We start from the raw sequence: 23,084 nt of genomic DNA, 5'->3' as shown, positions 1-23,084 counted from the left end.
ATTGCGATGAGCAGGTTGCACGGCACGAAGGACTTCTGGATCGGGGCGCTCCGGGTGGACGGCCCGGCGTTCGCCGCCGCGGTGGCCGAGGCACCGCCCGAGACACCGGTGCTCTCCTGTCCGGGCTGGACGGTCGCCGACCTCACGCTGCACCTCGCCGGCATCTACCACTGGGTGCATTCGTTCGTCGGCTCCGGGGAGACCGCCCAGCCGGCCCGCCGGGACCGCGCGGAGCTGCCCAGCGGGGTGACCCCGCTCCAGCTCTGGCAGCACGGGTACGACCAGCTGATGACCCTCTTCGACACCCTCGACCCGGAGGCACCGGCGTGGAACTGGGCGCCGCAGCCGAAGAAGGCCGGCTTCTGGCCGCGCCGGATGGCGCACGAGACCGCGGTGCACCGCTGGGACGCCCAGCTCGCCATCGCCGCCGGTGAGCCGATCGAGGCCAAACTCGCGGCGGACGGGATCAGCGAGGTGCTGGACACCTGGCTGCCGGCCGGGCGCCGGGCGGTGCCGGGCCAGTGGCACGGGGTGGTGCAGCTGACCGCGACCGACGCCGCGCAGGACTGGTACCTGCGGCTGCGCGGCGAGGGGGTGGCCCTGCTCGACACCGCCACGGTCTTCGGCCACGAGGACCACCACGCCCGGGTGCAGGTCACCGGCACCGCCAGCGACCTGCTGCTCGCCCTCTGGGGTCGGATCGGGTACGACGCCCTCGGCGTCACCGGCGACCGCACCCTCCTGGACGGCCTGCGCACCGGCTGATCCGCACCGGACCTCCCGGTCCCGCGCCCGCGCTATCCGCGAAGAGTGGCCATTCCCCGCGAATGGCCACTCTTCGTGTATCCGGGGGTCGTCAGGTCACGGCTCGGGCGCGACGAGAGAGCGCTCTCTTGACACCGGTCAAGCGAGCCGCAACGCTGTCGTGAGAGCGCTCTCTCAGCCCCTCACGATCGCGTCAGGACCCGGGCTGCGGCTCGCTCACCAGCAGGTCCACCCGCTCCACCACCGATTGACCTGAGAGGAATCCGAGGAAGATGGGTACCTTTTCGCGCCGCCGTCTGGCGGCGGTGGCCCTGGTGGCCACCACCGCCCTGCTCGGCACCGCCGCCTGCGCCGGCGAGGACGACTCCGCCAAGGACGGGCCGATCACGCTGACCGTCGACGTGTTCGGCCAGTTCGGCTACGAGGAGCTCTACAAGGAGTACATGGCCAGCCACCCCGACGTGAAGATCGTCGAGCGGGGCACCGGCAGCAACCTCGACGAGTACTCGCCGAAGCTCACCCAGTGGCTCGCCGCCGGCAAGGGCGCGGGCGACGTGGTGGCCATCGAGGAGGGACTGCTGGTCGAGTACAAGGCCAACCCGCAGAACTTCGTCAACCTGCTCGACCACGGGGCCGCCGACCTCAAGGGCAACTTCCTGGACTGGAAGTGGAACCAGGGGCTCACCGCCGACAGCAAGCAGCTGATCGGCCTCGGCACCGACGTCGGCGGCATCGCGATGTGCTACCGCAAGGACCTCTTCGCCAAGGCCGGCCTGCCCACCGAGCGGGACGAGGTCTCCAAGCTCTGGCCGACCTGGCAGGACTACATCGCCACCGGCGAGAAGTTCAAGGCCGCCAACACCGGGGCGTCCTTCCTCGACGCGGCGACCAACACGTTCAACACGATCCTGCTCCAGACCGCCGGCAACACCTCCGGCTACAGCTACTACGACACCAGCGACAAGCTGGTGGTCGACAGCAACCCGGCCGTGAAGCAGGCCTTCGACACCACCGTCGACATCATCGACTCCGGCCTCTCCGGCAAGTACGGCTCCTGGTCGGAGGAGTGGGTCTCCGCCTTCAAACAGTCGAAGTTCGCCACCATCGCCTGCCCCGCCTGGATGACCGGAGTCATCGAGGGCAACGCCGGCCCGGCCGCCAAGGGCAAGTGGGACATCGCCCAGGTTCCCGGCAACGGCGGCAACTGGGGTGGCTCGTTCCTCGCCGTGCCGAAGCAGAGCAAGCAACAGGCCGAGGCGATCGAGCTGGCCAAGTTCCTGACCAGCGCCAAGGGCCAGATCGGCGCGTTCAAGGCCAAGGGCCCGCTGCCCTCGTCGCCGCAGGCGCTCGACGACCCGGCGATCGCCGACTCGACGAACGCGTACTTCTCCGCCGCCCCGGTCGGCAAGATCTTCGGCACCGGCGCCAAGAGCCTGAAGCCGGTCTACATGGGCCCGAAGAACCAGGCCGTCCGCACCGAGGTGGAGAACGCGGTACGCACCGTCGAGCTGGGCCAGCGCACCCCCGAGCAGGGCTGGACCGACGCCGTCAACAACGCGAAGAAGGCCGCCGCCAAGTAGCCCGAGCCAGGCGGGCGGGCGGGTTCCGGCGTAGCCGGTCCCGCCCGCCCGGCGGAGAAGGAGTCCACGGCATGGCCGTCCAGCTCGACGCGCGCCCCCCGGTCGTACCGGTGCCGCGCCACGCCCGCTCGAACCGGGGCAACCGGCTCGCCCGGTTCGACACCCGGTACTCGCCCTACCTCTACATCGCCCCGTTCTTCCTGCTCTTCGCGGTCTTCGGGATCTACCCGCTGGTCTACACCTTCTGGGTCTCGCTGCACGACTGGGACCTGCTCGGGGTCGACCCCACGTTCATCGGGGCGCAGAACTACACCCAGCTGATGGCCGACCCCGACTTCTGGCACTCGGTGGTCAACACCCTCGGCATCTTCGTCATCTCGACGGTCCCGCAGCTCCTCCTCGCGCTGTGGCTGGCCAACCTGCTGAACCGGCAGTTGCGGGCCCGGACGGGCTGGCGGATGGCGGTGCTGATCCCGAACGTCACCTCCACCGCCGCGGTCGCGATCGTCTTCGGCGTACTCTTCGGCCGCGAGTTCGGCATGATCAACTGGATGCTCGACCTGGTCGGGATCGACGCGATCGACTGGAAGGCCAACCGGTTCGCCTCCTGGGTGGCCATCTCCACCATGGTCGACTGGCGGTGGACGGGCTACAACGCGCTGATCTTCCTGGCCGCGATGCAGGCCATCCCGCGCGACCTGTACGAGTCCGCCTCGATCGACGGTGCCGGCCGCGCCCGGCAGTTCTGGTCGATCACCGTGCCACTGCTCAAGCCGACGATCATATTCGCGGTCATCATCTCCACCATCGGCGGGCTCCAGCTCTTCACCGAGCCCCGCCTCTTCAACTCCGGCACCAACGCGATCCGGGGCGGGCCGCTGCGCGAGTCGCAGACGGTGACCATGTACATGTTCGAGAACGCCTTCGCGCCGCACTACAACTTCGGCTACGGCTCCGCCATCGCCTGGCTGCTCTTCGCGCTGATCGCGGTGGTCGCGGCCATCAACGTGCTGGTCCTGCGCCGGCTCGGCGGCGGCGGGCGCAAGGAGGAATCCCGATGACCCGACTCTGGTCGGCCGGCCGGCTCACCTACGCGGCACTGACCCTCACCGCCCTGGCGTCGATCTTCCCGATCTACTGGATGTTCGTGGTCGCCAGCCGCACCAGCGACGCGATGGGCGAGGTGCCGCCCCCGGTCACCCCCGGCGGCAACCTGGGCGCGAACATCGCCCGGCTCTTCGCCAACACCGACGCGTACTTCCTGACCGGCCTGGCGAACTCCACGATCGTGGCGGTGTCGGTCACCGTCTCGGTGGTCTTCTTCTCCACCCTGGCCGGCTTCGCCTTCGCCAAGCTGCGGTTCCGTGGGCGCAACGCGCTGCTGCTGGTCATCATCGCGACGATGATGGTGCCCACCCAGCTCGGCGTCATCCCGCTGTACATGCTGATGACCAAGCTGAACTGGAACGACCGGCTGCCGGCCGTGATCGTGCCGGCCCTGGTGACCGGCTTCGGGGTCTTCATGATGCGCCAGTACGCAGGCCAGGCCGTCAGCACCGAGCTGATCGAGGCCGCCCGGATGGACGGCTGCAACACCGCGAGGATCTACTGGAACGTGGTGCTGCCCGCGCTGCGCCCCGCCGCCGCCGTCCTCGGCCTGCTCACGTTCATGACCACCTGGAACGACTTCCTCTGGCCGTACGCGGTGCTCAACGACCCGGAGAACCCGACCGTGCAGCTGTCGCTGCGGGCCCTGTCGGACGGGTACTACCAGGACATGTCGCAGGTGTTCACCGGTACGGCCATCGCGACGCTGCCCCTGCTGCTGGTGTTCATCGTGTTCGGCCGCCAGATCATCGGCGGCATCATGGAAGGTGCGGTCAAGGCGTGAGCGCGAGGAGTGAGCCGGTCCTGCGAGCCCCGCAGTCGCGAACGGAAGATGGCAACGTGAGTGAGCTGCGTTTTCCCGAGGGCTTCGTCTGGGGCGCCGCGACCGCGGCCTACCAGATCGAGGGCGCGGTCCACGACGACGGTCGCGGCCCGTCGATCTGGGACACCTTCAGCCGTACGCCGGGGAAGGTCTTCCAGGGGCACACCGGCGACGTCGCGTGCGACCACTACCACCGGTACGCCGACGACGTGGCGCTGATGGCCGGGCTGGGGCTGGGGGCGTACCGGTTCTCGGTGGCCTGGCCCCGGATCCAGCCCGACGGCACCGGCCCGGTCAACCCGCGCGGGCTGGACTTCTACGACCGGCTCACCGACGCACTGCTCGACCGGGGCGTCGACCCGATCGTCACGCTCTACCACTGGGACCTGCCGCAGGCCCTGCAGGACCGGGGCGGCTGGACCAACCGGGACACCGCCGAGCACCTCGCCGACTACGCCGTCGCCGTGCACAGCCGGCTCGGTGACCGGGTCCGCACCTGGACCACGCTCAACGAGCCCTGGTGCTCGGCCTATCTCGGGTACGGCAACGGGGTGCACGCGCCCGGCGAGCGCGACGCGGGGGCGGCCTTCGCCGCCGTACACCATCTCCTGCTGGGGCACGGCCTGGCGGCCCGCGCGCTGCGCGCGGCCGGCGCGCCGACCCTCGGGATCACCCTCAACCCGGCCGACGTGCAGCCCGCCGACCCGGCCAGCGCCGCCGACGTCGCCGCCGCCCGGCTGGTCGACGGCCTGCACAACCGGATCTTCCTCGACCCGCTGACCGGCGCCGGCTACCCCGACGACGTGCTGGCGCACCTCGGCCGGCTGGTGGCGCCGACGTTCATCCGGGACGGCGACGAGAAGATCATCGCCGCGCCGATCGACCTGCTCGGGGTGAACTACTACGCCCCGACCTACGTCGCCGGCCGTCCGGATGCCGCCGGCGGCGGCGGGGCGTACCCGGGCACCGAGGGCGTGGTGGAGTTTCTGCCGCCCACCGGCCCGCTGACCGACATGGGGTGGATGATCGAGGCGACCGGGCTGACCCGGCTGCTGGAGCGGATCGCCCGGGACTACCCGGGGCTGCCGATGCTGATCACCGAGAACGGCGGCGCCTTTCCGGACAAGCCCGGCGCCGACGGCCAGGACGGTCTCGGCCAGGTGATGGACACCGACCGGATCGCCTACCTCGACGGGCACCTGCGGGCGGCGCACCAGGCCATCGCCCGGGGGGTGGACCTGCGCGGCTATCTCGTATGGTCGTTGCTGGACAACTTCGAGTGGGCCGAGGGCTATCGGAAGCGGTTCGGGATCGTCCACGTCGACTACCTGACCCAGCGGCGCACACCGAAATCCAGCGCCCGGTGGTACCAGGAGGTGATCTCCCGGAACGGGCTGTGACGAGGTGGTGGTGACGGGGATGACGACCGCGCAGCGACCGACCCTGGAGGCGGTCGCCCGCCGGGCCGGGGTGTCCCGGGCGACCGTGTCCCGGGTGGTCAACGGCTCCACCACGGTGGCCGAGCCGATCCGGGAGGCGGTCCGCCGGGCGGTGGCCGAGCTGGGGTACGTGCCGAACCTGGCCGCCCGCAGCCTGGTCACCCAGCGGACCGACTCGGTCGCCCTGGTCATGCCCGAGGAGGCCACCCGGGTCTTCTCCGACGACCAGGTGTTCCCGGGGATCATCCGGGGGGCGGCCCAGGAGCTGGAGGCGGCCGACAAGCAGCTGGTGCTGATGCTCGCCGGGTCGGCGGCCGGCCATGAACGGGTCGAGCGGTACACCACCGGCCGGCACGTCGACGGGGTGCTCTTCGCCTCGCTGCACGGGGCCGACCCGCTGCCCGGCACCCTGGCCCGGCTCGGCATCCCGGTGGTCTGCGCCGGCCGCCCGCTCGACGGCGCGCGGGTGCCGTACGTCGATGTCGACAACGTCGGCGGGGTGACCCGGGCGGTGCGGCACCTGATCGAGAACGGTCGCCGCCGGATCGCCTGCATCGCCGGCCCGCAGGACATGATCGCGGGCATCGAGCGGCTCACCGGCTACCGCCAGACGGTCACCGCCGCCGGGCTGGCGGAGCTGGTCGCGTACGGCGACTTCACCCGGGAGTCCGGGGCGGCGGCCATGCACCAGCTGCTCACCGCGCATCCCGACCTGGACGCGGTCTTCGCCGCCAGCGACCTGATGGCGCACGCCGCCCTGCGAACCCTGCGCGAGGCCGGACGGCGGGTGCCGGACGACGTCGCGGTGATCGGCTTCGACGACATCGAGACGGCGGCCTACACCGAGCCGCCGCTGACCACGGTGCGCTGGGAGATCGTGGAGCTGGGCCGGGAGATGACCCGACAGTTGCTGCGGCTCGCCGCGGGCGAGGCGATCGAGGAGTCGGTGATCCTCCCGACCGAGCTGGTGGTGCGCGACTCCGCCTGACCGTCGAGCCCCCCGCCGGGGCCGGATCGCCGTCGAGCCCTCGCGGAAATCGTCTCGCACCACCTGCCAGGCGGGACGGTCGTCCACCCCTCCCTTGCGGTGAGTGACGGCAGGCCGCCGGCCGACACCCTCCTCTCCCGCTTTGCTCTGCTGTCGCCCAGGCAACAGCAACTCTGAGTCACAACCACCGTTACCCGTCGCCGCCCGTGGCATGAGAAAACGCCTGCTCGGAAGCGTGTTGCGTCCGCAGCAGCAGAGCAAAGCGCGGGGGAGGCAGTTGTAGCTCCCCCGCGGTCCGTCACGTTCCGTGAGAGTCGCCCTGGTTACTCACGGCGACGATCTCCTGAGGGCGGCGCGCCGGATGACGCCCGGGTTCGGCGACAGACCCGCCGCACCGGTCGTCGCGGAGTGGTTCGGTGGGCAGGCTCGGACACCGGATATCGGACTCAGGGGGTCGTGCCTATGCCGGCCTGGTGATCTCCGGGTCAGCTCTCCACGACGGGTTGACCGAGCGACCGGCGGGTGAGCAGGGTGGCCCCGGCGACGGCGGCCGGCATGACCAGCACCGCGCCGAGCGGGATCAGGAAGCAGAGGAAGACCGCCACGCCGAAGCCGAGCGTGGTGGGCCGGTCCGCCTTCAGGATCGACCGGCGGTCGGGCAGCCGTAGCCCGCGCCGGGAGAACGGCGCCCCCACCAGCTCGACGGCGAGCAGCCAGCCACCCACCGCCGCCCCGATCACCGGCACCACCGTCTGGCCGACCACCGGGATGAACCCGGCGGCGAAGAGCGGGATGCCGAACAGCACCGAGAGCCCGACCAGCCGCAGCGAGTCGACGAGGCTGCGCCGCAGCGAGGCCCAGAACGGCACCTCCACCGCACCCGGGGTGCCACCGAGGCGCTCCTCCACCCGCTCGGAGATCTTCTCGTAGAACGGGTCACCGATGACCAGGGTGACCGCGGTGAAGCTGACCACCGCCACCAGCCCGCCCAGCCCGAGGAAGGCCAACCCGGCGATCACCCGGACCAGGCTGCGGGCGGTGGTCGACCAGTCGTCGGCGAACGGGGTGACCAGCGCGGCCAGGTCGTCCACGAAGTACACCAGGGCGGCGAAGGCGGACAGGAAGACCGCACCGGAGATCAGCGCCGGCACGATGCCGAGCAGCATCAGCCCGGGGCTGCGGACGTAGAGGCCGAGGCCGCGCAGGAGCAGCCCGACGCCGGCGAAGAACCGACCGACGGCGCCGGTGACCGGCGCGGCGATGCTGGGTGCGTTCACGAGCGGAGAGCCTAGTGCTCACCGGCACGCCCCGGGGCCGGGCAGGATGGTCGGGTGCGCGCGTCCCGGCTGATCTCCCTGGTGCTGCTGTTGCAGTCCCGGGAGACGATGACCGCCGCCGAACTGGCCCGCGAGCTGGAGGTGTCCGAGCGGACGGTCTACCGGGACGTGTTGGCGCTCTCCGCCGCCGGGGTGCCGGTCTACGCCGACCGCGGCCGGGCCGGCGGCTACCGCCTCCTCGGCGGCTACCGGACCCGGCTGACCGGCCTGACCCGGGACGAGGCGGAGGCGCTCTTCCTCTCCGGCCTGCCCGGACCGGCCGGCGAGATGGGGCTGGCGGACGCGGTGGCGGCCGCCGAGCTGAAGGTGCTCGCCGCGCTGCCGCCGAGCCTGCGGGACGCCCCCGCCCGCGCCGGGCAGCGGTTCCACCTGGACGTGCCGGGCTGGTTCCGGGAGTCCGCGCCGCCACCGTGGCTGGCCGAGCTGGCCCGGGCGGTCTGGCGGGACCGGGTGGTCGAGCTGCGCTACCGGCGCGGCGACCGCGAGGTCGGCCGGCGGGTCGAGCCGTACGGGCTGGTGCTCAAGAGCGGGGTCTGGTACCTGGTCGCCCGGGTCCGCGACGCCATGCGCACCTACCGGGTGGACCGGGTGGTCGCCGTCCAGGCGGGCGAGGAGACCTTCGCCCGGGACGAGGGCTTCGACCTGGGCGGCCACTGGCGGGAGCAGGCGGAGGCGTTCCTGCGCGGCATGCTCCGCGACGAGATCACCGTCCGGTTGAGCCCCGCCGGCCTGCGCGCGCTGCGCTGGGTGGCGGAGGCGCCCTTCGCGTACGAGGAGGCGACGGCCGCCGCGGGCGAGCCGGACGGGCAGGGGTGGCGGGTCACCCGGCTGCCCGTCGAGTCCGTCGAGGTGGCGTACGACGTGCTGCTGGGGCTCGGGCCGGAGGTGGAGGTGCTCGACCCGCCGGAGCTGCGGGCCCGCTTCGCCGCGGCGGCGCGCCGGTCGGCCGCGCTGTACGCCGACGCGCCGGCGGCGGGTGACCCGGAGGCCGGCGCGTCGGACGGTGTCGGTCAGCGGTAGCCGGTGTCGTCGGCCGGCTTGCCCGCCGCCACCACCTCGTCGTAGTAGCGCGCCCAGTGCGGCCGGGTGCCGTCGAGGTCGGTGAAGCCGTACACCTGGGCCAGCCCGCCGCTGTCCACGGACCTGCCGTTCCAGCGGGCCCGCTCCGGGTCGGCGGCGACGGCGGCCACCGCGCGCCCGACGAAGGCCGGCGTCTCCGACATGACGAAGTGCGGGTCCTTGGCCGCGCCGTCGCGCCAGGTGGCCTCGGTGACGCCGAAGTGCTCCAGCATCGCCTCGGAGCGCAGCCAGCCGGGGGTGAGCGCGACTGCCGTGCAGCCGTGCGGCTCCAGCTCGTGGGCCTGGGTGAAGGCGAGCCGGTTGACCGAGACCTTGGCCAGGTCGTAGAAGACCGAGAGCCGGTAGTTCGCGTCGTTGTACTCCTTGGTGCCGTCACCGATCTCCACCACCAGGCCGGCCGGGCGGCGGATCAGCAGCGGCAGCGCGTAGTGGCTGGTGATGATGTGGGTGTCCACCGCCAGCCGCAGCGTGCGGAAACCGGCCTCCAGCGGCTGCTCCCAGACCGGCTTCTCCCAGGTGATCAGCGGGTCGCTGCCCCAGATGTCGTTGACCAGCACGTCGAGCCGGCCCTGCTCGGCGTCGATCCGGGCGACCAGGTCGCGGACCTGCTCGGGCACCAGGTGGTCGACCCGTACCCCGATGCCGGTGCCGCCGGCGGCGGTGACCAGCTCGGCGGTCTCCTCGATGGTCTCCGGCCGGTCCATCTCCGAGCGGCCGGCGCGGCTGCTGCGGCCGGTGGCGTAGACGGTCGCCCCGGCCGCGCCGAGCTGGATGGCGATCTGCCGGCCGGCGCCCCGGGTCGCCCCGGCGACCAGCGCGACCTTCCCTGTCAGCGGTGTCGTCGTCATGCCGTGGAGCCTGGCACCGATACCTGACAGCCGAAGTCCGGTTTCGCGGACGGGGTGGCGTGGGTCATGCTCACCGGCATGCACCTGCTGCTCTCCGGGATCGTCGGCTCGGTCGCGTACGGGCTGGCCGGGCCCGGCTCGGACACCGACCGGATCGGGGTCTTCGCCGCGCCCACGGTGGCCTTCCACGGCCTGCACCCGCCCCGGGAGTCGGTGGTCACCACCGACCCGGACGTCACCCTGCACGAGGCCGGCAAGTACGCGAAGCTGGCGCTGAGCGGCAACCCGACCGCCACCGAGCTGATGTGGCTGCCCGGCGACTGCTACGAGACCCGGACGGAGTTCGGCGAGCGGCTGATCGCGATCCGGTCGGCGTTCCTCAGCGCGCCCCGGGTCCGCGACGCCTACCTCGGGTACGCCACGCAGCAGTTCCGCAAGCTCACCACCCGCGACTCGTCCCTCGGCGGGCGGCGGCGCTCGGCCAAGCACGCCCGGCACCTGGCCCGGCTGCTGCACCAGGGCCGGGTGCTCTACGCGACCGGCGTGCTGGAGATCCGGCTCGCCGACCCGGAGTGGTTCCGGGCCTTCGGCGAGCGGGTGGCCGGCGGCGCGCTGGACGAGGCGGAGGCGCTGGTCGCCGCGGCGCAGCGGGACTTCGACACGATCCGTACGCCGCTGCCGGAGCGGCCCGACGAGGCGACGGTGGAGGGTTGGCTGCTCGACGTGCGCGCCGCCCACCTGCCGCCGGCCGGCTGAGCGCTCACTGGCCCTTCGCTGCCCGGGCGAAAACCGCTCGGCCGGGCGCCGGCCCCGCTGCTAAGCTGCCGTCCGCGTCCTCGATCAGCGAAAGGGAGGTGAGCGCGATGTCCACCACGACTGCCATGTGCTCCCACCCGACGGCGAGGACGCCGAGGTCCTGAACCGGGAGCACGTCACCACCCGGAAGGATCCCATGACCGACCTGGTCATCCGCCCGATCACCGCGGGCGAGGAAAAATTCTTCGACTCCCTGCCCGACCCCGCTCTCGTCGGCCGTGCCGCGTTCGGCGAGCGCTACCTCGACATGGCCGCAGCCGGCCAGTACCGTCCCGAATGGACCTGGGTCGCCCTGCGCGACGACGTCGTCGTGGCCCGCGCGGCCTGGTGGGGTGGGCCGGACGACGACCAGCCGCTGGCTCTCGACTGGCTCGACTTCACCGACCCCGACGCGGCGGTGGAGCTGCTCCGGACCGCACCGCTGCGGGCGGAGTACTCGCTCTCGCTGCCACCCGGCTGGCGCGACGATCCCGCCGTGCGGGCGCAGGCGCAGGCGCGGATCGACGCCGCCACGGCCGCCGGCATGTCGGTGCTGGTCGAGCGGTACCGGTACCGCTGGACCACCGGGTGTGCGCTGCCCGACCGGCCGGGTCGGCTCACGTTCCGCCCCGAACCGGACGACGCCGTGATCCTCGACGTCCTCCGCCGCGTCGGCGAGGGCAGCCTGGACGCCCACAACCGCCACACCACCGCCACCTCCGGGCCGGACGCGGCGGCCCGGGAGGAACTGGACCTGCTGCGCTGGCTGCCGAGCCCGCGTGACTGGTGGCGACTGGCCTGGACCGCGAGCGGCGAGCTGGTCGGCATCATCGTGCCGGCCCGCAACCACACCGATCCGATCATCGGCTTCGTCGGCGTGGTCCCCGAGCAGCGCGGCCACGGCTACGCGTACGACCTGCTGGTCGAGGGGACGCACCTGCTGGTCGAGGGCGGCGCGGCGGAGATCGTGGCCGCCACGGACCAGACCAACCACCCGATGGCCGCCATCTTCGCCCGCGCGGGCTACCCGATCGAGCGGGAACGGATCGACCTCGTCTGACCCGTCGTCCCCGGCACCGGTCCACCGGTGCCGGGGACACCTCGGTGACGGTGACCTCAGTCGACCAACCTGACCCGGACCCGGCGGTTGGCGCGGCCCTTGCTCTCCACCTTGACCACCTGAACCTTGCCGATCTGGGCGGTCGAGGCGACGTGGGTGCCGCCGTCGGCCTGCACGTCCAGCCCGACGATGTCGACGATCCGGACCTCCTGCTCGTCCGGCGGGATCAGGTTGGACTGGGTACGGATGATGTCCGGCAGGGCCAGCGCCTCGGCCCGGGGCAGCACCCGCACGGCGACCGACCGGTCGGCGGCCACCTCGGCATTGACCAGCTCCTCGATCCGGGTCTTGAAGTCCGGCGGCACCTCGGGCAGGTTGAAGTCCATCCTGGCCTCCCCCGGCTCCATGTTGCCGCCGGTGACCAGTGCGCCGAAGTCGCGGAACACGACGCCGCAGAGCACGTGCAGGCCGGAGTGGGTGCGCATCAGGCGGGTCCGCCGCTCGTCCGCCACCGCGCCGGTGACCGTGGTGCCGACCGGCGGCACCGGGTCGCCCTCGGCGGGAATCAAATAAAGGTCGTCGCCCTTGCGGGTGCCGACGATCCGGGTCTGCACGCCCTGCCAGAGCAGCACGCCGTGGTCCGGCGGCTGGCCGCCGCCGCCCGGGTAGAACGCCGACCGGTCCAGCACGATGCCCTGCTCGTCCGCGGCGAGCACCGTGCACTCCCACTCCCGCAGGGTGGGGTCGGCGAGGTCGAGACGGTGGGTACGGCCGTGGTGTGTGACGCCCATGACAGCAGACGCTACCCGTTCAGGAACGTCGAGATCCGCTCCCGCAGGTCGGCGCGTTCGGTCCAGGCGAAACCCGGGCGGTCGTAGAGGTGCAGGGTGGCGTGCGGCAGCGCGGCGGCCAGCTCCTCGGCGACGTGCGCCGGGTGCAGGTCGTCGCCGGCACAGCCGATCACCAGCGCCGGGGCGGTCACCGCGGCGAGTGCGGAGACGTCCCGCAGCGGGACCTGCTCCGGCAGGTCGGCCAGCCCGGGGGCGAGCCCGTCGCGCAGCAGCTGGTCGAGCCGCTGCCGCAGGTACGCCCAGCCGGCCGGGGTGTTGCGGACCGCCGTCGGCACCTCCAGCGAGACGACGTCGGCGACGGCCGAGGCGTCACCGTCGGCCACCGCGTCCAGCAGGTCGGTCAGCCGTTGCCGGGCGACCGGGCCGCGCGGGGTGTCGAGCACCGCGGGTAGGAAGAAGACCAGCTTCTCGAAGCGGTCGGGGCTTTCCAGCAGCAGCCGGCAGAGGGCACCCGCGCCCAGGCTGGCCCCGAAGGCGCGGGTGGCCCCGCCCAGGTCGGCGACGGCCCGCAGGTCACGGGCGAGGTCCAGGTAGCTCCACGGGCCGGGCGGCGCGTCGGAACGCCCGTGCCCGCGGAACTGGAAGAAGATCTTGCGGCCGTTGACCGCGCTGCCGAACGGGCGGGTGGTGGCGATGCCGTTGCCGAGCCCGTGCGCGAAGACGGTGGCCGGGTCACCGGTGCCGGTGACCAGCCGCTCCAGCCGTACGCCGTGCGGCGTGGTGACCAGCTCGGTCTCCGGCTCGGGCAGGGCCGGTCGGCCGGTACGCGGCGCGCCCGGGCCGGGCCCCCAGGTGCGGGGTCCGCCGTCGGGCGGCGGGGGCCAGCGGAAACCTCTCACCAGAACCCTTTGCCGTCGTGCAGGTCACGCAGCCCGACCCGGACGTCGAGCAGGTAGATCAGGCCCGCCGCGATGCCGATCAGCCCGAAGATGCTGAGCGCGCCGAAGCCGAGCAGGGTGAGCACCAGACAGACCGCCAGGATGGCGATCCAGCCGCCCTTGGGCAGGGTGCCGATCGCCGGAAACGCGTCGGCGCGCTGGGTGATCGCGTGCACCAGGGCGACACCCTGCACGATCAGCGCGAACACGAGCAGGATCCGGTCGATCACGAAGACGACATCGAAGACGAAGATCGGCGCGGCGATGGCCATGCCGGCCAGCATATGCCGACGACCCCGGAAACGTCCCACAGGACGGTTCCGGGGTCGTACCGGTTTGCGACGGTTACTCGGCGGCCGGGCGGGTCCGCTTGGTGGCCTTCGGCAGCTTCGCCGACGGGGTGGCGGCCGGCTTGGCGGCCCGCGCCCGGGTGGTCTTCGCGGTGGCCGGCTTGGCCTCGACGACCTCGGCGACCTCGGCCGGGGTGGGGATCTCCGCCTCGGCCGGTGCGGCGGTGGCGGTCGTCGCGACCTCGTCCTTCACCTCGGCCGGGAGGGTGGCGTCGGTCGCCTCGATGTCGGCGTTGACGGTGTCGGCGGCCTCCAGCACGCCGGCACCGACGACGCGCTCGCCGCGGGCGATCAGCGCGCCGTACGCGGCCAGCGCGCGCTCCTGGGCGGCCTGCGCACCGACCAGCAGCGCGGCGGCGTTGCGGGTGGCGGCCTCGCGCAGCTTGTCCAGGTCGAGGTCGGCCGGGACGGCCTTCTCGCGCACGGTCGCCGTCAGGTTGGCGGTCTTGAAGGTCTCGGTGGCCTTCTGGCGCAGCTCGAAGCCGGTGACGACGGCCTTGCCGCCGATCTCGGTGACCACCTTGGTGCCGTCGGCGACGACCTTGGTGCCCAGCTCGCTCACCACGGTCGGGAGCTTGCGGAGCTGCTGGTAGGCCAACTCGCCGGCGCCGGCGGCGGCGTAGAGCGGAGCCGGGATGCGGTTGGTCTTCGGCTGGGTCATGACTTCTCCTCCTCGGCCGCTCCCGCGGCCTTGCTGTCGGGGGTGACGGGGGCGGGCGCGGGGCCCGCCTCGGTGACGGCGACCGATTCCAGGACGGCCTCGGTCGGGGTGCCGTCGGGGGTGGTGGGGCCGGTCGCGGCCGGCGTGGCGGTGGCGGCCGCCTCGGTCGGCACGGCCGGTGCGCTGGGTTCCGCCGCCGGAGTGGTCTCCGGGCCGGCCGCGGCGGTCGCCTCGGCGAGCCGGACGTTCTCCCGGCGGAAGGTCTCGTAGATCTGGCTCAGCGACTGCTTCTGCGCCATCGTCAGGTCGGGGTCGATCGCGATCGCCGCGAGCACCCCCTGACCCTCCTTGTCGTCGAGCAGCCCGGCGCGCAGGTACATCGCCGGGGTGGAGACCCGCAGCGCGCTGGCGAGCTGCTGGAGCACCTCGGCGCTCGGCTTGCGCAGCCCGCGCTCGATCTGACTCAGGTACGGGTTGCTCACCCCGGCCTGCTCGGCGAGCTGGCGCAGCGAGATCTTGGCGTTCCGGCGCAGGTCACGGATGAATCCGCCGACGTCGGGTAGATCCTTGGGTGCGGCCATGGGCCCTACGCTAGTCCGCGGTGCTAACTAGAGCAAGCAAAACGCTAGCCACAGTTAGCGAGGTAACAATAGGCGGTTGCAAACCCCATGTTCGCTGCGTAGCTTGCACGCGTGACGATGATCGACATCAACGGTGCCCGGCTCGCCTACGACGACCTGGGCAGCGGCAGCCCCGTGCTCCTGCTGCACGCCGGCATCGCGGACCGGCGGATGTGGCGGCACCTGGCGCCCGCTCTCGCCGAACGGCACCGGGTGATCGCGCTGGACCTGCGCGGCTACGGCGACTCGGAGCTGCCGCCGGCGTCCTTCGCCCACCACGACGACGTGGTCGCGGTGCTGGACGCGCTGGGCATCGACCGGGCCGCCCTGGTGGGCTGCTCGTTCGGCGGGGCGGTGGCGATCGACACCGCGCTGGCGCACCCGAAACGGGTCTCCGCCCTCGCGCTCTTCGGCTCGGCCGTCGCCGGCAACCAGTGGTCCGAGGAGGCCGAGCAGCTCTGGGAGACGCTGGTCGGCGAGGTGGACCCGGAGGACTTCGCGGCGAGCGCCGCCGGCGAGGTGCGGTTCTGGGTGGTCGGCCCCGGCCGCCGCCCGGAGGACGTCGACCCCGGCCTGGTCGCCTTCGCCGAGGAGATGGACCAGCGGGCGCTCGCCGCCGAGCAGGCGCTCAGCGCGGTGGAGGTCGACGACCTCGACCCGCCGGCGATCGAGCGCCTCGGTGAGCTGCGGCTGCCGGTGCTGGTCACCGCCGGCGCGGCCGACGTCCCGGACATCTCCCGGCTCGCCGACCGGATCGCGGCCGAGGTGCCCGGCGCGGTGCGCCTGCCCGACGTGCCGGACGCCGCCCACCTGCTGCCGCTGGAGCGCCCCGAGGCGGTCGACGCCGCCCTGCGCGACTTCCTGCGCTGAGCGTGCCCGACCCGGCCGCACGGGCCGCCCGCGGGCTGTCCGGACGGCGGGTCCGCGCGAACGCCGCAGCGGGTCCCTCAGCAAAGGTCCGGGCCGCGACGCGCACCCCGCCGTCAGGCGGCGGGGCACGGACCGGCTTTACCAGGCGGCCCGCACGACCCCGACCGGCAGGCCGCCGCCGAGCAGCGGCAGCTCGGCGTACTCGGTCAGCACCGGGGCGTCGACGCCGAGCCGGCGCAGCGCCGAGACCAGCACCGGCATCCGGGCCCGACCGGCGCCGTCATCGATCTTGAGGGCGACCGCGCCCACGCCGGGCACGGCCGCGGCGATCACGCCCTCCGCGCCCACCTTGGCCAACGCCCCGGGTACGCCCCGCATCAGCCGGGTGTCCTCGGCCCCGGTCCCGCCGACCAGCTCCGGGTACGCCCGCATCGCGTCGGACACGGTCCGCTCCACCGACCCCGGCTCGGCGGAGACCAGCCGCAGGTACGCCCCGGCCAGCCCGGTCAGCGAGACGGCGAGCACCGGCGCGCCGCAGCCGTCCACCCCGACGGCCGCCACCTCCTCGCCGGTGAACTCCTCGATGGTGGCGGTCAGCCGCTGCTGCAGGGGGTGCTCCGGCCGCCAGTAGCCGTCCAGCGGCCAGCCGGCCGCCACGCAGGTCAGCAGCATCCCGCTGTGCTTGCCGGAGCAGTTCATCTGCACCCGGGTCGGCCCGCCGCCGGCGCGCAGCACCGCCTCCCGGGCCGCCTCACCGACGGGCAGGTCGGGTGGGCAGTGCAGGGCCGAGCCGTCCAGCCCGGCCCGGGCCAGCAGCGCCTCCACCCGGGCCAGGTGGAACTCCTCGCCGGCATGGCTGGCGGAGACCAGCGCCACGTCGGCCGGGTCGGTCAGCGGTAGGCCGGCGCGCAGCATCCCGATCGCCTGCATCGGCTTGCTCGCCGAGCGCGGGAAGATCGGCGAGGTGACGTCCCCCGCCCCGGCCACCGGTGCGCCACCGGCGTCGAGCACCACCACCGAGCCGCGGTGCACGCCCTCCACGAAACCGGACCGGACCACCTCGGCGAGCGGCACGCCGCCCTCGTACGTCTTTCCCACGGAGTGGACGGTACCGACGTCCCCGCAGGGCTCGGCAGCCGGGTGACCAGGGACGTCGGCGGTGGTCGTACAGGGGTGGGCGGCGGGGCCGGCCTTACAGGCCGAGCAGCGTACGGGCCTCGGCGGTGGTCAGCGGCGGACGCTGGGCGAGCTGGGCGAAACCGACCGCCCGGGCGACCAGCTGCATGTTGGACTCCACCGGCTGGCCCTTCGCGTAGGTGACCGTGTCCTCCATGCCGACCCGCAGGTGACCGCCGGCCGAGAGCGAGGCCAGCAGCACCGGGATGGTGCTGCGCCCGATGCCGGTGGCCGAGAAGGTGGTGCCCTCCGGCAGGTCACGCAGCGCCTGGTGGGCGGCGACCAGCGCCTGGGTGGTGCCCGGCATGCCGCCCGGCACGCCCATCACGAAGTCGACGTGCACGTGGCCGCCGTGCGGCAGCCCGTACTTGCCGAGCAGCCGCTGCAGGGCGGTGAGGTGGCCCAGGTCGAAGATCTCGTACTCGGGGACGATGCCGCGCTCCTGCATCCGGGTATGCAGGTCGACGATGAACTCCCACCGGTTGAGGAAGACGTCGTCGCCGAAGTTGAGCGTGCCCATGGTGCAGGAGGCCATGTCCGGCCCGGCGTCGAGCACGGCGAGCCGGGCGGACTCCGGGTCGGTCACCGCGCCGCCGGAGGAGACCTGCACGATCAGGTCGGTGCTCTCCCGCAGCGCCGCCACGGTGTCCCGCAGCCGGCCCTGGTCCAGGGTCGGCCGCGCCTCGTCGTCACGGATGTGGACGTGGATCACGGCGGCGCCGAGCGCCTCGCACTCCTTGGCGGTCAGCAGCAGCTCGTCGAGGGTCACCGGCAGCGCCGGCACCTCCGCCTTGGCCGACTCCGCGCCGGTGGGGGCAACCGTGATCAACGTCCCTGTACTCATGCCGGGATCCTAGCCGCCCCGACCGGCTCCGGTCGACGGCCGGAGCCGGGAACGACGGAAGAATGGCGGGACCACGCCCGGCGGGAAGGAAGACTTCCTGCAATGCGGGCGCAGGCCCGGCACCCTTACTCCCGGTCGATCGCCGCGGCGGTCTCCCCCACCAGCAGGCGGGCGTCGTCGCCGACGTTGCGCTTGACCACGGCGAGGGCGACCTGCCCCAGCTCGTAGTGGTGCACGGCGGTGCCGACGAAGCCGACCGGCCGGCCGTCCAGGATCACCGGCGTGCCGGCGGCCGGCGGCTGGTCGGTGGTCACCCCGTCCAGGTGCAGCAGTACGAGCCGGCGGGGCGGCTTGCCCAGGTTGTGCACCCGGGCCACCGTCTCCTGCCCCCGGTAGCAGCCCTTGTTCAGGTGCACCGCCGGGGCGATCAGACCCACCTCGGCGGGAATGGTCCGGTGGTCGGTGTCCACCCCCACCCGGGGCAGCCGGGCGGCCGCCCGCACCGCCTCGTACGCCCACAGCCCGGCCACCGGCACCCCGTTGCCGCGCAGCTCGGCCACGACCTGGTCCATGGCGGGCCGGGGCACCAGCAGGTCCACGCCGAGCGGGCCCCGGCGGGCCCAGCCGCCGACGGGCAGCGGCCGCACGTCGTACACGACGGTGGGTCGGGACGGCAGTTCGTCGGAGCGGAACTTCGGACCCGGCACCGCGACCACGTCGGGGTCGCCCAGCCCGGTGACGCCGAGCGCCGCGACGGCCGCGACCGCCTCCGGACCGACCAGCGAGAGCAGCGCGTGGTCGGCGGTGGCGTCGCGCGGCTCGACCCGGCTGAAGAACCGCATCTTCTCCAGGTACGACAGCAGCCCCTCGGTGGCGCCCGGCTCGGTGTCGAGCCAGGTGGTCTCGCCGTCGTCGGCGACCATCGCGTGCTGCTCCACGTGCCCGTGCGGGCTGAGCACCAGCAGCTCGGTGCCCTGCCAGGGCTTCAGCGCGTTGAGGTGCTGGCTGGTCAGCGTGTGCAGCCAGCCGATCCGCTCCTCGCCGGGCACCGCGACCACCCCGCGGTGCGACCGGTCGACCAGGCCGACCCCGGTGGCCAGGGTCCGCTGCTCGCGCATCGGGTCCCCGTAGTGCGCGGCGACGCCCCGGACCCCGGCGGCGCGGTGCGCCGGCTCCGGCTGGTCGCGACTGGCCTCGTCGATGGCCTCGACGGCCACCGCTCCCGCGATGTCGATCATTTCGGTTCCCCGTCCTCGCAGTGGCCGCAGACGCCGAAGAGCGCCACGTGCCCGATGTCGACCCGGAACCCGCGCTCGGCCACGAGCTGGTCGGCGAGGGGACGGAGCAGCTCGGGATCCATCTCGTCGATCGCCCCGCACTCGCGGCAGACCAGGTGGACGTGCTGGTGCTCACCCGCCGCGTGGTAGGTCGGCGACCCGTGCGACAGGTGGGTGTGGGTCACCAGCCCGAGCCGCTCCAGCAGCTCCAGGGTCCGGTAGATGGTGGTGATGTTGACGCCCGCGGCGACCTCCCGGACCGCCGTGTGCACCTGCTCCGGCGTGGCGTGCCCCAGGTCCAGCACGGCCTGGAGCACCAGCTGCCGCTGCGCCGTCAGCCGCAGCCCACGGGAGCGGAGCATTTCCGCGAGCGAGGATTCGGACACCGTCCGATCATAGTTCGGCGCCGGCGGGTCGTTCCGGCGCGGAAAGCTCCAGGCTCGCCGGGATGGCCCGGAAGGCGTGCGCGACCCGCTCGACGAGGGTCGGCAGCCCGCCCTGGCCGCCGCCGTGCACCCAGGCCCGGGCGGCCAGGCGCCAGGCGGTGGTGGTGACCTCGGCGAGGACCTGGGGCCGGAGGTCCCCGGGAGGCAGCGCGAGCTTGCCGGCCAGCCGGTCGGTGATCCGCTGCTCGACCTCGGCGCGATAGTGGGCGGCGTAGGCCAGCAGGGCGGGCGAGGTCAGTACGAGCCGCCGGGTGGCGACGTAGCGCTCCGCCCAGTCGGCCCCGAGCCCGGTGACCACCTCGCCCAGCAGGCCGCTCAGCTGGGTGAGCACGAGGCCGGACAGGGCGCGCCGCTCGAGGGCGGCCAGGTAGGCCGACCAGAGCTCCGCCTCCGCCTCGATGGCGGCGGCCTCCTTGGCCGGGAAGATCCGGAAGAAGCTGCTGCGGGACACCTCCACCGCGTCGACCAGCTCCTCCACCGTGGTGGCCTCGAAGCCCCGCTCGGTGAACATGCGCAGCGCGGCGTCGGCGAGCGCCCGCCGGGTTCGCAGCTTCTTGCGCTCCCGCAGCGGCAGGACCCGGTCGGACGTCGAGGAGTCGGCGGTCATGGCCGCAATCTAGCCGCATCCCGACCGAAAAGAGACCTGACACCCTTAGAAACCTGTTGCCAATTGAGACTGCGTCTCAATATGATCCGAGTATCGAAGCCGTGGAGCGAACAAAGGAGCGACCGATGTCGACCACTCCCACCCTCAACGGCCAGGTCGTCGGCCTGGCCCACTACGCCACCCGCGCGGTCCTCGAACGCGAGCTGACCCCGACCGGCACGTCCTTCCCGCAGGCCCTGGCCCTCAACGCCGTCGCCAACGCCGGCGGGACGCTCGACCGCTCCCGGCTGGTCGACCGGATGACCAGCACCTTGAAGATCGGCGCGGCGGCGGCGCTGGCGACGATCGCCGAGTTGGCCGAGGCCGGCCTGGTGCGGGTGCTTCCCGCCGACGAAGCCCGGGTGGACCTGACCGACGCCGGCCGGGCCCGGCAGCGCCGGGTCGCCGAGATCAGCGCCGGCATCGCCGGCCGGGTGTACGCGGACATCCCCGCCGCCGACCTGGCCGTCACCGCCCGCGTACTGGCCCTGGTCACCGAGCGGGCCAACGCCGAACTGGCCGCCGCGCGGGGTTGACCCGGGCCGGCGATCGAGACCCGGCGCCCCGGCCACTGTCTAGGCTCGACGGTCATGGAGGCAACCAGGGTCGCCGTACTCGGCCGGGGCGTCGTACCCGGTGGGGAGCCGGTGCTGCGCGGCGACGACCTCGGCGCGCTGCACGGCGACGGCCTCTTCGAGACCATGCACCTGCGGGGCGGGCGGCCCTGGCTGCGCGCGGCACACCTGGCCCGGCTGCGGGCCGGCGCCGCCGCCGTGGAGCTGGCGCTGCCCGCCGAGGACGCCCTGGTCGAGCTGCTGGAGAGGGTGACCGCCGGCTGGCCGACGGAGGTGGAGGGCGCGCTGCGGCTGGTCTGCACCCGGGGCCCGGAGGGCGGCGGCCCGCCGACCGTCTACGCCACCCTGGGCGAGGTCCCGCCGTCCGCCCGCCGGGCCCGACGCGACGGTGTCGGCGTGGCCACCCTGCCCCTCGGCGTGGCCGCGGCGGCCCGGCCGGAGCTGGGCTGGCTCCCCACCGGCGTCAAGTCCACCTCGTACGCGGTGAGCAGCGCCGCGCGGCGCTGGGCCGCCCGCAAGGGCGTGGACGACGCGCTCTGGACCTCCACGGACGGGTACGTGCTGGAGGGGCCGAGCGCGAACGTGGTCTGGCTGGAGGGCGGCACGCTCTGCACCGTCCCGGCCGCCGCGACGGGCATCCTCCCCGGCGCCACCTGCGCCTGGCTGCTCGCCCACGCCGGGGAGCTGGGCTTCGCCGCCGCCGAGCGGATGGCCACGCCGCGGCGGCTGGTCGAGGCCGACGGCGTCTGGTTCACCTCGTCGGTGCGCGGCCTGGCGGAGTTCCGCAGCCTCGACGCCACGCGCCTCCCGCCCTCTCCGCACACCCCGGCCCTCCAGGCCCTCCTGGCCCACCCCGTCCCCTGACCCCATCATGAAGCTCCGGAAAGGCGGAGCTGTCGATTACCGCGGGGTCCGGGGTGGGCAGGCCGGCGGGTGGGTCAGCCGGCCACGCGGATGAGGCGGGCGGAGAGGTGCGGCGAGAGGGGGTGGCCCATGCCGGCCATCTCCTGGGCGTAGAGCAGCGCGCCCTCGACGATGCCGAAGAGTCGGGCACCGGCCGTGACCTCTTTGGCGGTGGAGGTCCGCACGACCGCGTCGGTGGCGAACTCGATCTGGGTGCCGGTGCGCTTGCCGATGTAGAGCTCCATGATCCCGGTGGGGCTCATCATCAGCGCCTCCAGCTCGTCGGTGGCCCGGTCGCCGCCGAGCACCGGACGCCACCAGCCGACCTCACGCCCGGCGGGCCGCACCGGCCGGCTCTGCTCGTCGAGGATCCACGCCCGCGACTCGTAGAGCAGGAACGGCCGGCCGTCGTGGCTGATCCGGATCTCCTGGGCGAAGTCGAAGTCCTCGATGGTGGGGAAGCCACCCCGGCCGCGGCCCCGCCACACCCCGACGTACGGCAGCAGGGCGTCGAGCGCCGGGTGCAGCTTCGGGCCGACCCGCAGGTCGTGGCTCTCCTCGTACGGGTACTCCTCGACCGGCGGCGCGTTCAGCCACGGCGGCTGCAGCGGGTTCTCGTCCGACGGGTTCGCGCTCACCACTTACCTCTCGATATGCGTACGGCAAGGTAGACCAGGCCACCGGCGAGCGCGCCGAGGCCCGCGACCAGCAGGCTGACGAACCCGATCTCGGTAACCATCATGGTCATCCTATGCTGGGGGTCATGGCTCGCACTCTCGTCGTCAAGGCCACCGCCGGGGCGGACGCGCCGGAACGGTGCGCCCAGGCCTTCACGGTCGCCGCCACCGCCGCCGCAGCCGGAGTGGAGGTGTCGCTCTGGCTGACCGGCGAGTCAACCTGGTTCGCCCTCCCCGGTCGGGCGGAGCAGTTCGAGCTGCCGCACTCCGCCCCGCTGGCGGAGCTGCTGCACGTCATCCTCACCACCGGTCGGGTCACCGCCTGCACCCAGTGCGCCGCCCGCCGGGACATCGGCCCCGGCGACGTGCTGCCCGGGATACGCATAGCGGGCGCGGCCGTCTTCGTCGAGGAGGCGATGACGGAGGGGGCCCAGGCACTGGTCTATTGACCGACCGGGATGCCATGTCCGATCTGCGTGGAGTACCAA

At 73.2% G+C, this 23,084-nt stretch carries 28 protein-coding genes; 13 read left to right on the top strand and 15 right to left on the bottom strand.

The window, feature by feature from the left end; genetic code table 11:
* The first annotated feature begins 6 nt into the window (after positions 1 to 6).
* From GA0074696_RS05550 to GA0074696_RS05525, 6 genes are all read left to right on the top strand, one after another.
* Positions 7 to 765 carry a maleylpyruvate isomerase family mycothiol-dependent enzyme gene (locus tag GA0074696_RS05550; RefSeq protein ID WP_088960101.1) on the top strand — a complete coding sequence of 253 codons (759 nt, stop codon included), beginning with the start codon at positions 7 to 9 and terminating at the stop codon, positions 763 to 765.
* A gap of 272 nt (positions 766 to 1,037) precedes the next feature.
* A complete protein-coding gene (locus GA0074696_RS05545; protein ID WP_088960100.1) occupies positions 1,038 to 2,345 on the top strand; it encodes an ABC transporter substrate-binding protein in 1,308 nt (435 codons plus the stop codon).
* 71 nt (positions 2,346 to 2,416) lie between these two features.
* Complete coding sequence (locus GA0074696_RS05540) at positions 2,417 to 3,406, top strand: carbohydrate ABC transporter permease (protein WP_088960099.1); 990 nt, start codon at positions 2,417 to 2,419, stop codon at positions 3,404 to 3,406.
* On the top strand, positions 3,403 to 4,236 hold the full coding sequence (locus tag GA0074696_RS05535) for a carbohydrate ABC transporter permease (RefSeq protein ID WP_088960098.1): 834 nt from the start codon (positions 3,403 to 3,405) through the stop codon (positions 4,234 to 4,236). The genes GA0074696_RS05540 and GA0074696_RS05535 overlap by 4 nt, the downstream gene beginning before the upstream one ends.
* A 56-nt stretch (positions 4,237 to 4,292) precedes the next feature.
* Positions 4,293 to 5,675 carry a GH1 family beta-glucosidase gene (locus GA0074696_RS05530; protein ID WP_088960097.1) on the top strand — a complete coding sequence of 461 codons (1,383 nt, stop codon included), beginning with the start codon at positions 4,293 to 4,295 and terminating at the stop codon, positions 5,673 to 5,675.
* A gap of 19 nt (positions 5,676 to 5,694) precedes the next feature.
* Positions 5,695 to 6,702, top strand: coding sequence for a LacI family DNA-binding transcriptional regulator (locus GA0074696_RS05525; RefSeq protein WP_088964377.1), 1,008 nt, complete (start codon positions 5,695 to 5,697; stop codon positions 6,700 to 6,702).
* Positions 6,703 to 7,187: 485 nt separating this feature from the next.
* Here the strand turns inward: GA0074696_RS05525 and GA0074696_RS05520 are convergent, their stop codons facing one another.
* Complete coding sequence (locus GA0074696_RS05520) at positions 7,188 to 7,979, bottom strand: EI24 domain-containing protein (protein WP_088960096.1); 792 nt, start codon at positions 7,977 to 7,979, stop codon at positions 7,188 to 7,190.
* A gap of 54 nt (positions 7,980 to 8,033) precedes the next feature.
* Between GA0074696_RS05520 and GA0074696_RS05515 the strand changes: the two genes are divergently transcribed.
* A complete protein-coding gene (locus GA0074696_RS05515) occupies positions 8,034 to 9,059 on the top strand; it encodes a helix-turn-helix transcriptional regulator (RefSeq protein WP_088960095.1) in 1,026 nt (341 codons plus the stop codon).
* Here GA0074696_RS05515 and GA0074696_RS05510 read toward each other — a convergent pair.
* Entirely contained in the window at positions 9,050 to 9,967 is a 918-nt protein-coding gene (locus GA0074696_RS05510) for an SDR family oxidoreductase (protein ID WP_088960094.1), read from the bottom strand. The genes GA0074696_RS05515 and GA0074696_RS05510 overlap by 10 nt on opposite strands.
* A gap of 78 nt (positions 9,968 to 10,045) precedes the next feature.
* On the opposite strand from GA0074696_RS05510, the gene GA0074696_RS05505 reads away from it, so the two are divergent.
* A complete protein-coding gene (locus tag GA0074696_RS05505) occupies positions 10,046 to 10,723 on the top strand; it encodes a nucleotidyltransferase domain-containing protein (protein WP_088964376.1) in 678 nt (225 codons plus the stop codon).
* 4 nt (positions 10,724 to 10,727) lie between these two features.
* Here GA0074696_RS05505 and GA0074696_RS32205 read toward each other — a convergent pair whose 3' ends face one another.
* Positions 10,728 to 10,850 carry a hypothetical protein gene (locus GA0074696_RS32205; RefSeq protein ID WP_269458712.1) on the bottom strand — a complete coding sequence of 41 codons (123 nt, stop codon included), beginning with the start codon at positions 10,848 to 10,850 and terminating at the stop codon, positions 10,728 to 10,730.
* 69 nt (positions 10,851 to 10,919) lie between these two features.
* Between GA0074696_RS32205 and GA0074696_RS05500 the strand changes: the two genes are divergently transcribed.
* Positions 10,920 to 11,822, top strand: a complete 903-nt coding sequence (locus GA0074696_RS05500; protein WP_088964375.1) for a GNAT family N-acetyltransferase — start codon at positions 10,920 to 10,922, stop codon at positions 11,820 to 11,822.
* Between the two features lie 56 nt (positions 11,823 to 11,878).
* Here GA0074696_RS05500 and GA0074696_RS05495 read toward each other — a convergent pair whose 3' ends face one another.
* The 5 genes from GA0074696_RS05495 to GA0074696_RS05475 all read right to left on the bottom strand — a co-directional run bounded on the left by GA0074696_RS05495 (position 11,879) and on the right by GA0074696_RS05475 (position 15,143).
* Positions 11,879 to 12,613, bottom strand: a complete 735-nt coding sequence (locus tag GA0074696_RS05495; RefSeq protein WP_088960093.1) for an alanyl-tRNA editing protein — start codon at positions 12,611 to 12,613, stop codon at positions 11,879 to 11,881.
* An 11-nt stretch (positions 12,614 to 12,624) separates the two neighbouring features.
* Positions 12,625 to 13,512, bottom strand: coding sequence for an alpha/beta fold hydrolase (locus GA0074696_RS05490; RefSeq protein ID WP_088960092.1), 888 nt, complete (start codon positions 13,510 to 13,512; stop codon positions 12,625 to 12,627).
* Entirely contained in the window at positions 13,509 to 13,823 is a 315-nt protein-coding gene (locus tag GA0074696_RS05485; protein WP_088964374.1) for a DUF2516 family protein, read from the bottom strand. The genes GA0074696_RS05490 and GA0074696_RS05485 overlap by 4 nt, the downstream gene beginning before the upstream one ends.
* 73 nt (positions 13,824 to 13,896) lie before the next feature.
* Positions 13,897 to 14,562: a hypothetical protein gene (locus GA0074696_RS05480; RefSeq protein ID WP_088960091.1), complete on the bottom strand. Its 666-nt coding sequence runs from the start codon at positions 14,560 to 14,562 to the stop codon at positions 13,897 to 13,899.
* Entirely contained in the window at positions 14,559 to 15,143 is a 585-nt protein-coding gene (locus GA0074696_RS05475; protein WP_088960090.1) for a helix-turn-helix domain-containing protein, read from the bottom strand. The genes GA0074696_RS05480 and GA0074696_RS05475 overlap by 4 nt, the downstream gene beginning before the upstream one ends.
* Positions 15,144 to 15,260: 117 nt before the next feature.
* On the opposite strand from GA0074696_RS05475, the gene GA0074696_RS05470 reads away from it, so the two are divergent.
* The gene (locus GA0074696_RS05470) at positions 15,261 to 16,052 is read left to right on the top strand and encodes an alpha/beta fold hydrolase (protein ID WP_088964373.1); all 792 of its coding nucleotides are present in this window, start codon (positions 15,261 to 15,263) and stop codon (positions 16,050 to 16,052) included.
* 138 nt (positions 16,053 to 16,190) lie between these two features.
* Here GA0074696_RS05470 and GA0074696_RS05465 read toward each other — a convergent pair whose 3' ends face one another.
* The 5 genes from GA0074696_RS05465 to GA0074696_RS05445 all read right to left on the bottom strand — a co-directional run bounded on the left by GA0074696_RS05465 (position 16,191) and on the right by GA0074696_RS05445 (position 20,402).
* Positions 16,191 to 17,150: an asparaginase gene (locus tag GA0074696_RS05465; protein WP_088960089.1), complete on the bottom strand. Its 960-nt coding sequence runs from the start codon at positions 17,148 to 17,150 to the stop codon at positions 16,191 to 16,193.
* 94 nt (positions 17,151 to 17,244) lie between these two features.
* On the bottom strand, positions 17,245 to 18,072 hold the full coding sequence (locus GA0074696_RS05460) for a BKACE family enzyme (protein WP_088960088.1): 828 nt from the start codon (positions 18,070 to 18,072) through the stop codon (positions 17,245 to 17,247).
* Between the two features lie 125 nt (positions 18,073 to 18,197).
* A complete protein-coding gene (gene ygfZ, locus GA0074696_RS05455) occupies positions 18,198 to 19,310 on the bottom strand; it encodes a CAF17-like 4Fe-4S cluster assembly/insertion protein YgfZ (RefSeq protein WP_088960087.1) in 1,113 nt (370 codons plus the stop codon).
* Positions 19,307 to 19,711: a Fur family transcriptional regulator gene (locus tag GA0074696_RS05450; RefSeq protein WP_088960086.1), complete on the bottom strand. Its 405-nt coding sequence runs from the start codon at positions 19,709 to 19,711 to the stop codon at positions 19,307 to 19,309. Before GA0074696_RS05450 ends, ygfZ begins: the two co-directional genes overlap by 4 nt.
* Positions 19,712 to 19,742: 31 nt before the next feature.
* Positions 19,743 to 20,402 (bottom strand): TetR family transcriptional regulator, encoded by a 660-nt coding sequence (locus GA0074696_RS05445; RefSeq protein WP_088960085.1) that lies wholly within the window; start codon positions 20,400 to 20,402, stop codon positions 19,743 to 19,745.
* Positions 20,403 to 20,527: 125 nt separating this feature from the next.
* On the opposite strand from GA0074696_RS05445, the gene GA0074696_RS05440 reads away from it, so the two are divergent.
* Together GA0074696_RS05440 and GA0074696_RS05435 are read left to right on the top strand one after the other, a co-directional pair.
* Positions 20,528 to 20,977, top strand: coding sequence for a winged helix DNA-binding protein (locus tag GA0074696_RS05440; RefSeq protein ID WP_088960084.1), 450 nt, complete (start codon positions 20,528 to 20,530; stop codon positions 20,975 to 20,977).
* A 54-nt stretch (positions 20,978 to 21,031) separates the two neighbouring features.
* Positions 21,032 to 21,880 carry an aminotransferase class IV gene (locus GA0074696_RS05435; protein WP_088960083.1) on the top strand — a complete coding sequence of 283 codons (849 nt, stop codon included), beginning with the start codon at positions 21,032 to 21,034 and terminating at the stop codon, positions 21,878 to 21,880.
* Positions 21,881 to 21,954: 74 nt separating this feature from the next.
* Here GA0074696_RS05435 and GA0074696_RS05430 read toward each other — a convergent pair whose 3' ends face one another.
* Positions 21,955 to 22,557, bottom strand: a complete 603-nt coding sequence (locus GA0074696_RS05430; RefSeq protein ID WP_088960082.1) for an FABP family protein — start codon at positions 22,555 to 22,557, stop codon at positions 21,955 to 21,957.
* Positions 22,554 to 22,658, bottom strand: coding sequence for a small membrane protein MtfM (gene mtfM / locus GA0074696_RS32200; RefSeq protein WP_046570768.1), 105 nt, complete (start codon positions 22,656 to 22,658; stop codon positions 22,554 to 22,556). The genes GA0074696_RS05430 and mtfM overlap by 4 nt, the downstream gene beginning before the upstream one ends.
* 12 nt (positions 22,659 to 22,670) lie before the next feature.
* On the opposite strand from mtfM, the gene GA0074696_RS05425 reads away from it, so the two are divergent.
* Positions 22,671 to 23,045 carry a DsrE family protein gene (locus GA0074696_RS05425; RefSeq protein WP_088960081.1) on the top strand — a complete coding sequence of 125 codons (375 nt, stop codon included), beginning with the start codon at positions 22,671 to 22,673 and terminating at the stop codon, positions 23,043 to 23,045.
* Positions 23,046 to 23,084: the final 39 nt, after the last annotated feature.

The organism is Micromonospora purpureochromogenes (genome assembly GCF_900091515.1).
Lineage (GTDB): Bacteria > Actinomycetota > Actinomycetes > Mycobacteriales > Micromonosporaceae > Micromonospora > Micromonospora purpureochromogenes.
This window is presented reverse-complemented; position numbering and strand designations above follow the sequence as displayed.